Raw genomic sequence first — 14615 nt, 5'->3', positions numbered from 1 at the left:
GTTGGCTTGGGTCCCATGAAGTACACGCAGCTCGGACGCACCGGACTCAAAGTCAGCCGACTCGTCCTCGGCACGATGAACTTCGGTCCGCAGACAGACGAACCGACCAGCCACGGCATCCTGGACGCCGCCCTCGATGCAGGCCTGAATTACGTCGACACAGCCAATGTGTACGGGTGGGGCGAGAACAAGGGCCGCACCGAGGAGATCATCGGCACCTGGTTCGCCCAGGGCGGCGACCGCCGCGAGAAGACGGTCCTCGCCACCAAGGTGTACGGCTCCATGTCCCGCGAGGGCGACACCTGGCCCAACTACGACCGTCTGTCGGCGCTGAACATCCGGCGGGCCGTCGACGCCAGCCTCAAGCGGCTCCAGACCGACTACATCGACGTCTACCAGTTCCACCACGTGGACCGGCTGACCCCCTTCGAGGAGATCTGGCAGGCCGTCGAGGTCCTGGTCCAGCAGGGCAAGATCCTCTACGCGGGTTCCTCCAACTTCCCCGGCTGGAAGATCGCCCAGGCCAACGAGACCGCGGCCCGCCACGGCAGGCTCGGCCTGGTCAGCGAGCAGTGCATCTACAACCTCGCCGAGCGGCGCGCGGAGATGGAGGTCATCCCGGCCGCCCAGGAGTACGGGCTCGGGGTCATCCCGTGGTCCCCGCTCCACGGGGGCCTGCTGGGCGGGGTCATCAAGAAGGAGGTCGAGGGCGGCCGCCGCGCCTCCGGCCGGTCGGCGGACGCGCTGGCGAACACCGCCGTGCGCGCGCAGGTGCAGGCGTACGAGGACCTGCTGGACAAGCACGGCCTGGAGCCGGGCGAGGTCGGGCTGGCCTGGCTGCTGACGCGTCCCGGGGTCACCGGGCCGATCGTCGGGCCGCGTACGCAGGAGCAGCTCGACTCGGCGCTGCGCGCGGTGGAGCTGGAGCTCCCGCAGGAGGTCCTGGCGGGCCTGGAGGAGATCTTCCCCGGTCCCGGGACGTCGCCGGAGGCCTTCGCCTGGTAGGTCCTGCCCGGGCAGGACGCCCTTGCGGGGCTACTGGCCGACGGCAGCCGCCACGGCCACGACGACGAACATCAGTACGAGCACACCGGCCATCACACGGTTTCTGGTCTTGGGATCCACCCGTCGAGCGTAACGCGGCCCGCCGGCTCTCCCGCACGCCCCCCGGCTCCGGCCGTGGGGCGTGCGGCTTCAGCCGCCGAGTTGCCAGGCCCCGACGGTCTCGTAGCGGGGCTGCTCGCCCGGTACGCCGCTGACGGGGAGGTTGCTGCGGACCAGGCTCAGGGTGTCGACCCGCCAGGGTGTGCCCTCGAAGTCCGCGAGGGCGTCCAGGTAGGGCCGCAGCGGGGTGGCGGCGCTGCGGCTGCGGGCCAGGGTGAGGTGCGGGGTGTACCGGTGGTGCTGCCCCATCGGTACGCCGGCCCGCCGGGCGGCGGCGTCGGCCCGTTCGGCGAGCATCCGCAGGGCGGCGAGCTCCCCGGCGGCACCGGCCCACAGGGCGCGCTCCCCGAAGTGGCCGCAGCCGTGCAGCCGCAGCGCGAAGGGGTCCGTGCGGTGGGCGGCCCGCTCCAGGCGGGTGTGCAGCTCCGGGAGCACCTCGTCCCGTACCTCGCCCATGAAGGCGAGCGTGAAGTGCCAGCCCGCTCGCGCGGTCCACGTCAGGTGCTCGTCGTGCAGGGGGTCGACGGCCCGGGCCAGCTCGGCGACGGCCGCGTCCGGCGGGAGGACGGCTGCGAACAGTCTCATGCCGGCGAGCGTAGCCGTGCGCGGTGCCGTTGTCGGGGGCTCTGCCCCCGAACCCCCGCGCCTCAATCGCCGGCGAGGCTGGATTTCAGCCCCTCCGGCGTTCGAGGAGCGGGCTCAGGCCACCGTCACCAGTTCGCGGCGGGGCGGGACGGCCGGGACGAAGGTCAGGCCGTGGCGGTTCACCCGCAGTCGGAGGTTGCCGACACGGGCCAGGACCACCGCGATCGCGACCGAGGCGGCCAGGGAGATCACCGCGCCCGAGGCCATGCCGATCCGGGCGCCGTAGGTGTCCGTGATCCAGCCCAGCAGCGGGGCGCCCAGCGGGGTTCCGCCGGTGAACACCATCATGAACAGGGCCATGACCCGGCCCCGCATCTCGGGGTCGGTCGCCATCTGCACGCTGGAGTTGGCCGTGACGTTGACCGTCAGGCCGAAGATCCCGATGGGCACGAGCAGGGCGGCGAACAGCCAGAAGCCGGGCGCGAAGGCGGTCACCAGCAGCAGGACCGAGAACAGCACGGCCGCGGCCACCAGCACCCGCAGGCGGGACTGTCCGCGCCGGGCCGCGAGCAGTGCGCCCACCAGGGAGCCGGCCGCGATCAGGGTGTTGAAGAGCCCGTACGTGCCCGCGTCCCCGTGGAAGACGTCGCTGACGTAGGCCGAGAGCCAGATCGGGAAGTTGAACCCGAAGGTGCCGATGAAGCCCACGAGCACGATCGGCCAGATCAGCTCCGGGCGGCCGGCGACGTAGCGCAGGCCTTCGCGCAGCTGCCCCTTGGCGCGGGGCCTCGGCTCGACCGGGTGCAGTTCGTGGGTGCGCATCAGCAGCAGGCCGGCGATCGGTGCCGCGAAGGACAGTCCGTTCAGCAGGAAGGCCCAGCCGGAGCCGACGGCGGTGATCAGCACACCGGCGACCGCCGGGCCGACCAGCCGCGCGGACTGGAAGTTGGCCGAGTTCAGGCTGACGGCGTTGGCCACCTGGTCCTTGCCGACCATCTCGGAGACGAACGTCTGCCGGGCCGGGTTGTCGACCACGGTGACCAGGCCGATCGCGAAGGCGGCGACGTAGACGTGCCACACCTGGACGTGCCCGGCCAGGGTGAGGACGGCGAGGGCGATGCCGGTCAGGCCCATCGCGCTCTGGGTGGCGAGGAGCAGCTGCCGCTTGGGCAGCCGGTCGGCGAGTACGCCGCCGTAGAGGCCGAACATCAGCATCGGCAGGAACTGCAGGGCGATGGTGATGCCGACGGCGGAGGCGGAGCCGGTGAGCGAGAGGACCAGCCAGTCCTGGGCGATGCGCTGCATCCAGGTGCCCGTGTTGGAGACGACCTGGCCGGTGGCGAAGAGCCGGTAGTTCCGGATCCTCAGCGAGCTGAACATGGAGCCCTTGCCCGCGGGTGCCGCGGTGCACGCGGCGGTAGGTGTGGTGGATATGTGGCCGGGTGCGGAGTCTGCTCCGGTTCCCGTACTCAAAAGCGTTCGCCTCCTGGCGTCGTTCCTTACAGGTGCGCGAGCTTCTCCAGGACGGGTGCGGCCGCGCGGAGCTTGGCCCATTCGTCCTCGGTCAGCTCGGCCGCGAGCCCGGCCAGGAAGGCGTTGCGCTTGCGGCGGCTCTCCTCGAGCATCGCTTCGGCCTCCTCCGTCTGGCGGACCACCTTCTGGCGGCGGTCGTCGGGGTGCGGTTCCAGCGTGACCAGTCCCTTGGCTTCCAGCAACGCGACGATGCGCGTCATCGACGGCGGCTGGACGTGCTCCCGCCGCGCGAGCTCGCCGGGTGTGGCCTGGCCGCAGCGGGCGAGGGTGCCGAGGACCGACATCTCGGTCGGGCTCAGCGACTCGTCGACGCGCTGGTGCTTCAGGCGTCGCCCCAGCCGCATGACGGCGGAGCGGAGGTCGTTCACGGCGGCTGCGTCGTCGCCATGGGAAAGGTCAAGCATGTATTTAGAATAACTCATTACTCTCCCTAAGGAAAACTGGTTTCCCGCCCACACCTGTGGTCACTCGTACGGGTGAGTCGGCGGCTGAAAGCGACACGCGTACGCGCCCTGTGCCCCGACTCTTTCGGCATGGGGACACATGTGCTGAGCATGCGCATAGACGGGGAGCTCCTCGACAGGCTCCGGATCCACGCCGCCAAACGCGGAATGAGCGTCCAGGACTATGTGGTCCGGACGCTCATTCGCGACGACTTCGACGAGCGCTTCAAGGCGGCCGTCGACGAGACAGAGAAGTTCTACGGGCTGACCTGAGCTACCGGGTGAGGCCGAGGGCGGGCATCGCGTAGTAGAAGACGAACACCGCCGACACCACGTACATGGCCACCGGGACCCCGCGGCCCCGGCCGGTCGCCAGGCGCAGCGCGCAGAAGCTCACGAAGCCGATGCCGATGCCGTTGGTGATCGAGTAGGTGAAGGGCATCATCACCATGGCCAGGAAGGCCGGGACGGCGATGGTGAAGTCGCTCCAGTCGATGTCCTTGACCGAGCCCGCCAGGATCAGGAAGCCGACCGCCACGAGCGCCGGGGTGGCCGCCTGGGACGGGACCATGGTGGCGAGCGGGGTGAGGAACAGCGCCACGGCGAAGAGGCCGCCCGTCACGACGTTCGCCAGGCCCGTACGGGCACCCTCGCCGACCCCGGCCGTGGACTCCACGAAGCAGGTGGTCGCGGAGGAGGAGGTGGCGCCGCCCGAGGCGACCGCCAGGCCGTCGATCAGCAGGACCCGGTTGATCCCGGGGAACTCGCCGGTCGTCTTGTCGATCAGCTTCGCCTCGTCGCCGACGCCGAGGATCGTGCCCATGGCGTCGAAGAAGCAGGACAGCAGCACGGTGAAGACGAAGAGGGCACCGGTGAGCATGCCGACCTTGCCGAAGCCGCCGAACAGGCTGACCTCGCCGACGAGCCCGAAGTCGGGCATGGCCACCGGGTTGCCGGGCCATTCGGGGACCGTGAGGCCCCAGCCCGAGTCGGGCAGCTTCGCGACCAGCTGGACCACGACGGCGGCGACGGTCATGGCCACGATGGAGATCAGGATCGCGCCCGGGACCTTGCGGATCAGCAGGGCGAGGGTGAGCAGCACGCCGATCACGAAGATCAGGACCGGCCAGCCGTCCAGGTGACCGGTGGCGCCGAGCTGCAGCGGGACCGTGGTGTGCGCGGCGTCCGGGATGCGGGAGACGAAGCCCGCGTCGACCAGGCCGATCAGCATGATGAACAGGCCGATGCCGATGGCGATGCCCTTGCGCAGGCCGAGCGGCACGGCGCTCATGACCCGCTCGCGCAGGCCGGTGGCGACGAGCAGCATCACCACGAGGCCGGCCAGGACCACCATGCCCATGGCGTCGGGCCAGCTCATGCGCGGGGCGAGCTGGAGCGCGACGACCGTGTTCACGCCGAGGCCGGCGGCGAGCGCGATCGGGACGTTGCCGATCACACCCATGAGGAGGGTGGTGAAGGCCGCCGTCAGGGCGGTGGCCGTCACGAGCTGGCCGTTGTCGAGCTGGTGCCCGTACATGTCCTTCGCGCTGCCCAGGACGATCGGGTTGAGCACGATGATGTAGGCCATGGCGAAGAAGGTCGCGAAGCCGCCGCGGACCTCGCGGGCGACGGTCGAGCCGCGCTCGGAGATCTTGAAGTAGCGGTTCAGCGAGCCGGCGGGTGCCTGGGGGGAAGGCTCCGGGGCGATGGCTTCTGTGGCTGCGGGGGCGGGGGCCGGGGTACTCATACGGTCCTCATTGGGTGGTTCATACGAAGAAAATGGGCCGCGCCCAAACCGTTTCAGTATGAACACATGAACGAAAGGGCGTCCATCTCCGCGCGTAGATGTCATTTCGCGCCGCCTAGACTTGCCGCATGGCGAAATGGATTGCGAAGCACGAGGCGCCCGAGCCCCTGGAGGGCCCTGTCGTCGCCACCGTCACGGGTGGCACGATCCTGTGGTTCGCCCTCTTCCTGGTCCAGCTGCCCTTCTACGGGTGGTTCGCCGACCGGGGCCAGCTGTGGTGGGTCTGGACCTGCGCGGCCGGTGGCTTCCTCGGCCTGATCGGCATCTGGTACGTCCGCGGCCGCGACGCGGCGCTCGCGCGTCACGCGGCGGAGGAGGCCGCTCAGGCCGCTCAGGCCGCTCAGGCCGAAAAGTCCGCTCAGGCCGACCGGGCCGCTCAGACGCCGCCGGAGCCGGGCCCGCAGGCCTAGCCAGAGGCGGGCGCGGGTCCGCAGGCTTCGGGGTGGGGCGGTGCCCCTCCGGGACGTCTCCTCGGCTCGCGAACCCTTGGCCGGATCGGCCCGCGGCCCGGCGGTGGGTTCGCTCGACCTGCGGGGACATCCCGGAGTGTCCCCGCCCCACGGCACGGCTCACGGGCGCTACCAAGGGACGATTCGGGTCATCCTGAGGTCTGATCTTCCCCTCGCTCGGCGGGTGAAGTGTTCGAACCGCCTTTAACGTCGAAGGCATGACGCAGCGGGCTGGAACCGAATCCGACGGGCCGGAGCCGGGTGGCGGGACGGCCGCCCCCGCCATCGACGCGGGAGCGGAGCTGGACCCCGTACACCCGATGCGACCGCCCGCGCCCCGGTTCAAGCCGGGCGGGCTGAGCACCGCAGAGGTCGCCGAGCGGGTCGCGCGGGGCGAGGTCAACGACGTTCCCGTCCGGAGCAGCCGCTCCACCACCGACATCGTCCGCGCCAACGTCTTCACCCGGTTCAACGCGATCATCGGCGTGCTCTGGGCGATCATGCTCGTCGTCGCGCCGATCCAGGACAGCCTCTTCGGCTTCGTGATCGTCGCCAACACCGGCATCGGCATCATCCAGGAACTGCGCGCCAAGAAGACCCTCGACAGCCTCGCCGTCATCGGCGAGACCAAACCCAGCGTGCGCCGCGACGGCCGGACCGCCGAGATCTCCACCTCCGAGATCGTCCTCGGCGACGTCATCGAACTCGGCCCCGGCGACAAGGTCGTCGTCGACGGGTCCGTCGGCGAGGCCGACGGCCTGGAGATCGACGAATCCCTGCTCACCGGCGAGGCCGACCCCGTCCTGAAGAAGCCCGGCGACCCGGTCATGTCCGGGTCGTTCGTCGTCGCCGGCGGCGGCGCCTTCACCGCCACCAAGGTCGGCCGCGAGGCCTACGCCGCCCAGTTGGCCGAGGAGGCCTCCCGCTTCACGCTCGTCCACTCCGAGCTGCGCTCCGGCATCTCCACCATCCTCAAGTACGTCACCTGGATGATGATCCCGACCTCGATCGGCCTGATCATCAGCCAGCTCCTCGTCAAGGACAACAACCTCAAGGACTCCATCGCCCGGACCGTCGGCGGCATCGTCCCGATGATCCCCGAGGGGCTCGTCCTGCTCACCTCCGTGGCCTTCGCGATCGGCGTCATCCGGCTCGGCCGCAAGCAGTGCCTGGTCCAGGAGCTGCCCGCCATCGAAGGCCTCGCCCGCGTCGACGTGGTCTGCCTCGACAAGACCGGCACCCTCACCGAGGGCGGCATGGACGTCACCGAGCTGCGCCCGCTCGGCGGCGCGGACCCGGCGTACGTCAAGAAGGTGCTCGGCGCCCTCGGGGAGTCCGACCCGCGCCCCAACGCCAGCCTCCAGGCGATCATCGACGCCTACCCCGACATGGCGGAGTGGCGCTGCACCGAGTCCCTGCCCTTCTCCTCCGCCCGCAAGTACAGCGGCGCCAGCTTCAGCGAGGGCGACGGGGAGAACAACACCTGGCTGCTCGGCGCCCCCGACGTGCTGCTCCCCGCCGGGGACCCGGCCCTCGACGAGATCAACGCCCTCAACGAGCAGGGACTGCGGGTCCTGCTGCTGGCCCGCTCCGCCCGTGAACTCGACGACGCGGCCGTCGCCACCGGGGTCCGGCCGACCGCCCTCGTCGTCCTGGAACAGCGGCTGCGCCCCGACGCCGCCGACACGCTGCGCTACTTCGAGGACCAGAACGTCAGCGCGAAGGTCATCTCCGGCGACAACGCGGTCTCCGTCGGCGCGGTCGCCGGCAAGCTGGGCCTGCCGGGCGCGGAGAACACCGTGGACGCCCGGGGGCTCCCCACCGACCGGGCCGACATGGCGAAGGTCCTCGACGAGAACGCGGTCTTCGGACGGGTGAGCCCGCAGCAGAAGCGGGACATGGTCGGGGCCCTCCAGTCCAACGGCCACACGGTCGCCATGACGGGCGACGGCGTCAACGACGTGCTCGCCCTCAAGGACGCCGACATCGGCGTCAGCATGGGCTCGGGCTCGGAGGCGACCAAGGCGGTGGCCCAGATCGTCCTCCTCAACAACAGCTTCTCGACCCTGCCCTCGGTGGTCGCCGAGGGCCGCCGGGTCATCGGCAACATCACCCGCGTGGCCACCCTCTTCCTCACGAAGACGGTCTACTCGGTGCTGCTGGCCATCCTGGTGGTCTGCTCGCAGGTCGAGTACCCCTTCCTGCCCCGCCACCTGACGCTGCTGTCCACGCTCACCATCGGCATCCCGGCCTTCTTCCTGGCCCTGGCACCGAACAAGGAGCGCGCGAAACCGCACTTCGTGAAGCGGGTCATGCGGTACGCGATCCCCGGCGGCGCCATCGCGGCCGTGGCCACCTTCGTCTCGTACCTGATCGCCCGCCACCATTACACGGGCGCGGGCGCCCTCGAAGCCGAGTCCAGCGCGGCCACGCTGACGCTGTTCCTGACGTCCATGTGGGTCCTGGCGATCATCGCCCGCCCGTACACGTGGTGGCGGGTGGCCCTGGTCGGCGCGATGGGCGGGGCGTTCCTGATCGTCCTCGTCGTGCCGTGGCTGCAGGACTTCTTCCAGCTCAAGCTGGTGGGTGTCACGGTGCCGTGGATCGCGGTGGGCGTCGCCGTCGCCGCGGCCGTCCTGATCGAGTTCACCTTCCGGTGGGTCGACCGCAAGTTCCCGGCGTGACCGCGTCCTAGACCGATACGGGCCGCTGGTCCTCGGCGGTGGCGCCCTGCCGGGGGCCCGGGACGCCCTGCGCGGGGCGGCGCCGGGCGCCGATGTCCTTCAGGCGCATCGCCGGGCGTTCGACCAGGTGCCAGGAGAGCACCGCCGCGATCAGCGCGCCGGCCAGGGAGAGTCCCAGGTAGGCGGCGAAACCCCAGCGGGCGCCACCGAGGACGGCCAGCGCCTGCTGCACGAGGAAGCCGTAGATGTAGATGCCGTACGAGTAGTCGTGCTTGGCGCCGATCCGCTGGAACGGCTTGGGCAGCCGGATGGCCAGCCACAGCAGCAGGTAGCAGAAGGCCGGCACGCCCAGGGCGAAGAAGTACCCGAAGTGCAGGGTCAGCACGAACACCACGGTGCTGAGGGCCGCCAGCGGGTCGCTGACCGGGACGCGCTCCTTGTAGAGCTCCAGCACCGCACCGAGGGCGAAGGCGAAACCGAGGTAGACCATGTAGTTCACGCTGTGCGGGCCCATCAGCGGAATGACCAGGTCACCGCCGTGCGCCGCCGTCCCGGCCCCGGCGTTCAGCCGGTTGCCGACGGCGTCACCGACGACCAGGCCGCCCAGGACCGCCGCCACCGCCAGGACGGTCCGCCGGGACCGCACCAGCGAGCCGCCCAGCGCGAGCAGGCCGACGCCGAGGTAGCAGAGGATCTCGTAGGCCAGCGACCACAGGGCGCCGTTCATCGCCGCGTTGTGCGTGAGCCCCTTGGTGGCGCCGGTCTCCATCACACCGGAGATACCCCACTGCCCGACGCCGACGGCCCAGTTCGCCTGGACATACGCGAAGGGCCCCTGCGGGTGGTCCCAGAACCCCGCCGTGCTGCCGTGCTGGCGCCAGTACAGGAAAGGGGCCACGGCGAAGGCCGTGACGGCCGTGCAGACCCAGAAGCCGGGCAGCAGGCGCAGTGCGCGGTGCCACAGGAAGCGGCCGACGGGCAGCCGGTTCCCGCTGCGCGTCACGAGGATGCCGGAGAGGAAGAAGAAGCCGAAGACGGCCATCTTCCCCAGGTCTATCTGCCCCTGCGAGAAGCCGTGCCCGATCTCATGGCTGCCGAAGCCGAGGATGCCCGCGTGCGAGACCACGACGGCGGACGCGAGGAACAGGCGCAGGAGGCCCAGGCTGTTGTTCCGGCCGGAAAACAGCTCGGACACCGGCCCGTGGGACCACCGGAAGCCGGCCGGAAGGGCTCTCCTGTCGGGCATGACGCTCCCCCTGAACGATTCCCAGAGGGCGCGTTCTCTTCGTGGTCGTGGATCCGCCGGTCGGGCGAAAGCACTGATCAGTCTGAGTCGGCACGTGCCGCCTGTCAAAGGGAGCGCACGGTTTCCGGGCGGCCGCGCGCCCGCCTCCCGGCCCGCGCCCGGCCCGTCTCCGGCCCGTCTCCGGCCCGTCTCCGGCCCGTCTCCGGCCCGTCTTCGGTCAGTCGAACCAGCGGTCCCGGGCCAGTTCCGCCGTACGCGACGGGTCCTCCAGCAGCGCCGCCACCTCGAAGCGGCGCGGCCACTGGCCCGCCGACCAGGCGAGGCCGGCGGCCACGCCCTCCAGCGTGGACGCGTGGAGCGTGCCGTCGGGGGTGCGGCGCCAGTCGAGCTCCGTGCCGCCCGCGACCAGCTCCTCGTGCTCGACGTACGTCACCGGAGTGGCCGGACCCAGCAGCACCAGCACCGACTCCGGCACCTCGTGCTCCTCGCCCGGCGTGGTCACCTCCGCCGGCACCGTCTCCGAGAGGCGGCGGACCTGCAGCAGCTCCGCGAGATCCGCCGCGCGCGCCGGGGGGACCGGCAGCAGCGGCAGCCCCGCCGTCAGCGGGAGCAGGTCCGGGGCGTCCGCGATCACCGCGTCGGCGGCGTCCACCACGACCACCTCGCCGTCCACCACCGCGCGCAGCTCGTCCGGGAGGGTGACCTGCTCGGGGTCCAGATCGGCCAGCGCCCCGTACAGGCCGTGCAGCTGGTGGCCGGTGACCTCGCGGTCCGGGTCGGCCAGCCGGGCCAGCAGTTCGGCGGCGCCGCCGGGCTCGTCCAGCAGGGCCGCCACGGTGGTCCGTACGCCCAGCGCCCGCAGGACCTGCTCGTCCTCGAAGCCCGTGGCGTCCGCCGAGGTGTAGAGGCCCGCCAGCAGCGGGTCGCCGCCCGCCGCGCGCAGGCCCGCCGGACGGCGGCCGTCGAGCACCGGGTGGTCGCGCAGCCACCAGGCGGTGTACGGGCGCACCGACTGCGTGGTGCCGTCGGGCAGCAGGATCCGCACGGGCTGGGTCAGCGCGTCGCGCAGCGGCGGCTGCGCGAGCAGCGCGAGGGCCTGCGGCCAGCAGTCGTCGTCGACGAGGTCGAGGTCCCGGACGGCGATCAGCTCGGTCGCCACCGGCGGGACCGGGAGGTCCGGCAGCTGGTCCAGGACGTCCTCGCACCACACGTCCACCGCGTCCAGCAGGCCCGCGTCGTCGGGCTCGGCGAAGTCGCCCTCGCGCGGTTCCAGCTCGTCCGGGTCGAGGACCACGTCGGTGGCGCGGACCAGCTGGAAGGTGGCCAGGACCCCGCACGCGGTGAGCGGGCCCGCGCCCCACCGCTCGACGAGGTCCGCGTCCACGTACGGGACCTCGTCCTCGCGGATCACCGAGGCCAGCGGGCTGCCCGGCAGCAGGAGCTCGCCGGCCGGGACCAGTTCCCCGTCCTCGTCCGGCAGGGCCAGCGCGCCGAGCCAGGGCTCGTCGCCCGGCGCCAGATCGGCGTCCCGGACCAGCCCGAGGAGCACCTCGGCCAGCTCGTCGGCGTCCAGGGTGTCGGCGTCCTCGTCCCAGATCTCCCCCGCGTCGAGGGAGGCGGCGACGGCCGCCCGCACCTGCGGGGTCGTCAGGACCGCCCGCGCCGTGGCCGGGAGGGCGCCGAGCTTCTCCAGCAGCGGGTGCGCCGCGTCCGGGTGGGCCACCTTCAGGCCCAGCCGGGCCAGGTCCGCCGGGGTGTCCGCGCCGGGCAGCAGGATGTGCCGGGGGCCGATCGAGGTGCGGCCGTCGGCGAGCGGCACGGGCAGTCCCGACAGCCGGTCCGGGTCCACCCCGGCGAGGCTGTCGTAGAGCCGGTGCCACCACTCGGGGGTCCGCTCGATGCCCGCGATCCGCTCGATGGCATCGCCCAGCGGAAGCCGGCCCACCCCCAGGGTGCGCAGCTCGGCCCGGCGCTCCAGGCCCGCCGGCAGCAGGGTCGGCAGGACCTCGGCGAGGACGCGCACGGTGTCGGCGCCCGCGCCCTCCACCACCTCGGCCTCGAAGGGGCGCAGGGCGGCGCGCTCCTCCGCGTGCTCGGGCGGCGCGGCCGGTGCGAGGAAAGCGGTACGGGGCAGGCGCTGCAGCACGGCCGCGCGCAGGGCGCCGTCCAGCTCGCCCTTGCCGAGCGGGCCGGGCACCAGGTCCACGAGGGCGGTGCTCACCGGGTCCCAGGCGCCGAGGAGTTCGGCGTACGCGTCGGCCGCGCGCTCCACGAGGAAGTCGAGCAGCGGGCCCGGCGCGGGATGCCGGCGGGTGGTGTCCAGCGGCAGGGTCGCGATGAGCAGCGCCGGGATGCCCAGCGGCTCGTCGGTGGGGGTCGGCGCGTGCACCACGGGGGCCGTGGCGGGGCGGACCGGGGCGCCGTCGGAGTCGACGGGCACGGCCCAGGACACCGCCCAGGCGGGCCGCAGCCGTTCCTCGACGGGCCGGTCGGCGAGCAGCGCGCGCTCGATGGGGCCGCCGTGGCGGACGGTGCGCCAGCGGTGGGTGACCGTGCCGGAGGCGGTGGTGTCCTCGATGACCGTGTACGGGCCCTCGTCGCGCCGGTACAGGGTGCGCGCACCCTCGGACGGGGTCTCCACGACGACCTCGCGCAGTCCGGGCAGGGTGAGCAGCAGGGCGTCGTCGACGCCCGCCAGCAGCCGTTCCACCAGACCCTCGGCGGCGGCGTCGCGCAGCGGGAGGACCACGACGGTGTCGTAGCCCTCGGGGGCGGTGCCCTCGGCGGGCAGCGGGAGGCGCAGCAGCGGAACGTGCCCGTCGCGGCGGCGCAGTTCGTCGCCGAGACCGGGGCTGCCGACGGCGGCGCCCCGGGCCAGTTCCCGGGCCTCGGCCAGGGACCAGCGCACGCCGCCGTGGCGGCCGAGCACCGCGGGTTCGTCGGAGACGGCCAGCACGGCCGCGAAGCCGACGCCGAACCGGCCGACGCTGTCGCCGGCGGGCTCGCGCTTGGCGGAGGCGCGCAGGGTGCTCAGCGACTCCACGCCCGTCGCGTCCAGCGGGGCACCGGTGTTGGCGACGGCCAGCAGCGCGTGCCCGTTCTCGCCCTCGTGCAGGGTGAGCCGCAGCCGGCCGGGCACCTGCGCCCGGGCCGCGGCGTCGGCGGCGTTCTGCGCCAGCTCGATGACCAGCCGGTCCCGGTAGCCGCCGAGCGCGAGGTCCTCCTCGGCGTTGGCGTCCTCACGGAACCGGGCCGGGCCCGCACCCCACGCGTCGAGCACCCCGCGCCGCAGCCGGGCCGTGCCGAAGGGGTCCACACCGCTCTGGGCCGCCGTCACTCGCACGCTCACGCCGCTGCCTCCAAGAATCGCCGCCGGAGCCCTGAAGGTACCGCGTGCGGGAGAACGCCCACGCCGGTGGCCTCGGGGTGTCCGGGGTACGCCGAAGCCCCCGGTGACAGCTGGTCACCGGGGGCTTCGCGTCGTACCGGGCGGGTGATGGTCAGAGCTTGTCGATCACGTAGTCGATGCAGGCCGTCAGGGCCTGCACGTCCGCCGGGTCGATCGCCGGGAACATCGCGATACGGAGCTGGTTGCGGCCGAGCTTGCGGTACGGCTCGGTGTCCACGATCCCGTTGGCGCGCAGCACCTTGGCGACGGCCGCCGCGTCGATGTCGTCCGAGAAGTCGATCGTGCCGATGACGGACGAGCGCTTGTCGGCGTCCACGACGAACGGGGTCGCGTACTTGGACGCCTCCGCCCAGCCGTACAGGTTGCGCGCGCTGGCCGCCGTACGGCCGGTGGTGAACTCCAGGCCGCCCTGGCTGTTCATCCACCGCAGCTGCTGGTCCAGCAGGAAGAGGGTGGACAGCGCCGGGGTGTTGTACGTCTGGTTCTTCAGCGAGTTGTCGATCGCCGTCGGCAGCGAGAAGAACTCCGGGATGTGCCGGCTGCCGGAGGCGTGCACGCGGGCGGCACGCTCCAGGGCGGCCGGGGAGAACGCGGCCAGCCACAGGCCGCCGTCCGAGGCGAAGGACTTCTGCGGGGCGAAGTAGTAGACGTCCGTCTCGGTGATGTCCACCGGCAGACCGCCGGCGCCCGAGGTCGCGTCCACCAGAACGAGGGACCCGGCGTCGGCGCCCGCGACGCGCTTGATCGGCGCCGCGACACCCGTGGAGGTCTCGTTGTGGGTGTACGCGTACACGTCCACGCCCGCCTCGGCCACCGGCTCCGGGTGCGTGCCCGGGTCCGAGGAGATCACGGACGGCGCGTCCAGCCACGGCGCGAGCTTCGCGGCCGTGGCGAACTTCGAGGAGAACTCGCCGAAGGTGAGGTGCTGGGACTTCCGCTCGATCAGACCGGCGGTCGCGATGTCCCAGAAGGCGGTGGAGCCGCCGTTGCCCAGGATCACCTCGTACCCCTCGGGGAGGGAGAAGAGGTCCCGGAGGCCCTGGCGCACCGAGCCGACCAGGTTCTTGACCGGGGCCTGGCGGTGTGAGGTTCCGAGCAGGGAGGTACCGGTGGCGGCGAGGGCGTCCAGCGCCTCGGTCCGCACCTTGGAGGGGCCCGCGCCGAAGCGTCCGTCGGCGGGCTTGATGTCAGCGGGAATCTGGATCTCAGCCACGAGCGGAGCGTATCGGGTCCCGGTCCGCGCTCCGGACGCGCGTCCACCCGATGAGACGCTTCCGTCCGGTGGGAGGCTGGGG

11 protein-coding genes are annotated in these 14615 nt (G+C 72.1%); 4 read left to right on the top strand and 7 right to left on the bottom strand.

Annotation, left to right across the window (positions count from 1 at the left end):
• Positions 1 to 15 precede the first annotated feature (15 nt).
• A complete protein-coding gene (locus tag JYK04_RS19680; protein ID WP_189735115.1) occupies positions 16 to 1005 on the top strand; it encodes an aldo/keto reductase in 990 nt (329 codons plus the stop codon).
• A 189-nt stretch (positions 1006 to 1194) separates the two neighbouring features.
• Here the strand turns inward: JYK04_RS19680 and thpR are convergent, their stop codons facing one another.
• The 3 genes from thpR to JYK04_RS19665 all read right to left on the bottom strand — a co-directional run bounded on the left by thpR (position 1195) and on the right by JYK04_RS19665 (position 3686).
• Entirely contained in the window at positions 1195 to 1749 is a 555-nt protein-coding gene (thpR, locus tag JYK04_RS19675; RefSeq protein WP_189735117.1) for an RNA 2',3'-cyclic phosphodiesterase, read from the bottom strand.
• A 114-nt stretch (positions 1750 to 1863) separates the two neighbouring features.
• Positions 1864 to 3222: an MFS transporter gene (locus tag JYK04_RS19670; protein WP_229875082.1), complete on the bottom strand. Its 1359-nt coding sequence runs from the start codon at positions 3220 to 3222 to the stop codon at positions 1864 to 1866.
• Positions 3223 to 3248: 26 nt separating this feature from the next.
• Positions 3249 to 3686: a MarR family winged helix-turn-helix transcriptional regulator gene (locus JYK04_RS19665; RefSeq protein ID WP_189735121.1), complete on the bottom strand. Its 438-nt coding sequence runs from the start codon at positions 3684 to 3686 to the stop codon at positions 3249 to 3251.
• 129 nt (positions 3687 to 3815) lie between these two features.
• Between JYK04_RS19665 and JYK04_RS19660 the strand changes: the two genes are divergently transcribed.
• Complete coding sequence (locus JYK04_RS19660; RefSeq protein WP_030010567.1) at positions 3816 to 3998, top strand: hypothetical protein; 183 nt, start codon at positions 3816 to 3818, stop codon at positions 3996 to 3998.
• 1 nt (position 3999) lies between these two features.
• Here JYK04_RS19660 and JYK04_RS19655 read toward each other — a convergent pair whose 3' ends face one another.
• The gene (locus JYK04_RS19655; protein ID WP_229875083.1) at positions 4000 to 5472 is read right to left on the bottom strand and encodes an NCS2 family permease; all 1473 of its coding nucleotides are present in this window, start codon (positions 5470 to 5472) and stop codon (positions 4000 to 4002) included.
• A 128-nt stretch (positions 5473 to 5600) separates the two neighbouring features.
• Between JYK04_RS19655 and JYK04_RS19650 the strand changes: the two genes are divergently transcribed.
• Complete coding sequence (locus JYK04_RS19650; protein ID WP_189735123.1) at positions 5601 to 5942, top strand: DUF2530 domain-containing protein; 342 nt, start codon at positions 5601 to 5603, stop codon at positions 5940 to 5942.
• A 257-nt stretch (positions 5943 to 6199) separates the two neighbouring features.
• Complete coding sequence (locus tag JYK04_RS19645) at positions 6200 to 8665, top strand: cation-translocating P-type ATPase (protein WP_189735125.1); 2466 nt, start codon at positions 6200 to 6202, stop codon at positions 8663 to 8665.
• 7 nt (positions 8666 to 8672) lie between these two features.
• Here JYK04_RS19645 and JYK04_RS19640 read toward each other — a convergent pair whose 3' ends face one another.
• The 3 genes from JYK04_RS19640 to serC form a co-directional block, all read right to left on the bottom strand.
• The gene (locus JYK04_RS19640) at positions 8673 to 9911 is read right to left on the bottom strand and encodes an acyltransferase family protein (RefSeq protein ID WP_189735127.1); all 1239 of its coding nucleotides are present in this window, start codon (positions 9909 to 9911) and stop codon (positions 8673 to 8675) included.
• A 217-nt stretch (positions 9912 to 10128) separates the two neighbouring features.
• On the bottom strand, positions 10129 to 13260 hold the full coding sequence (locus JYK04_RS19635; RefSeq protein WP_189735129.1) for a sacsin N-terminal ATP-binding-like domain-containing protein: 3132 nt from the start codon (positions 13258 to 13260) through the stop codon (positions 10129 to 10131).
• A gap of 151 nt (positions 13261 to 13411) precedes the next feature.
• Positions 13412 to 14533, bottom strand: coding sequence for a phosphoserine transaminase (gene serC / locus JYK04_RS19630; protein ID WP_189735131.1), 1122 nt, complete (start codon positions 14531 to 14533; stop codon positions 13412 to 13414).
• Positions 14534 to 14615: the final 82 nt, after the last annotated feature.

It is taken from the genome of Streptomyces nojiriensis (assembly GCF_017639205.1).
Taxonomy (GTDB): domain Bacteria; phylum Actinomycetota; class Actinomycetes; order Streptomycetales; family Streptomycetaceae; genus Streptomyces; species Streptomyces nojiriensis.
This window is presented reverse-complemented; position numbering and strand designations above follow the sequence as displayed.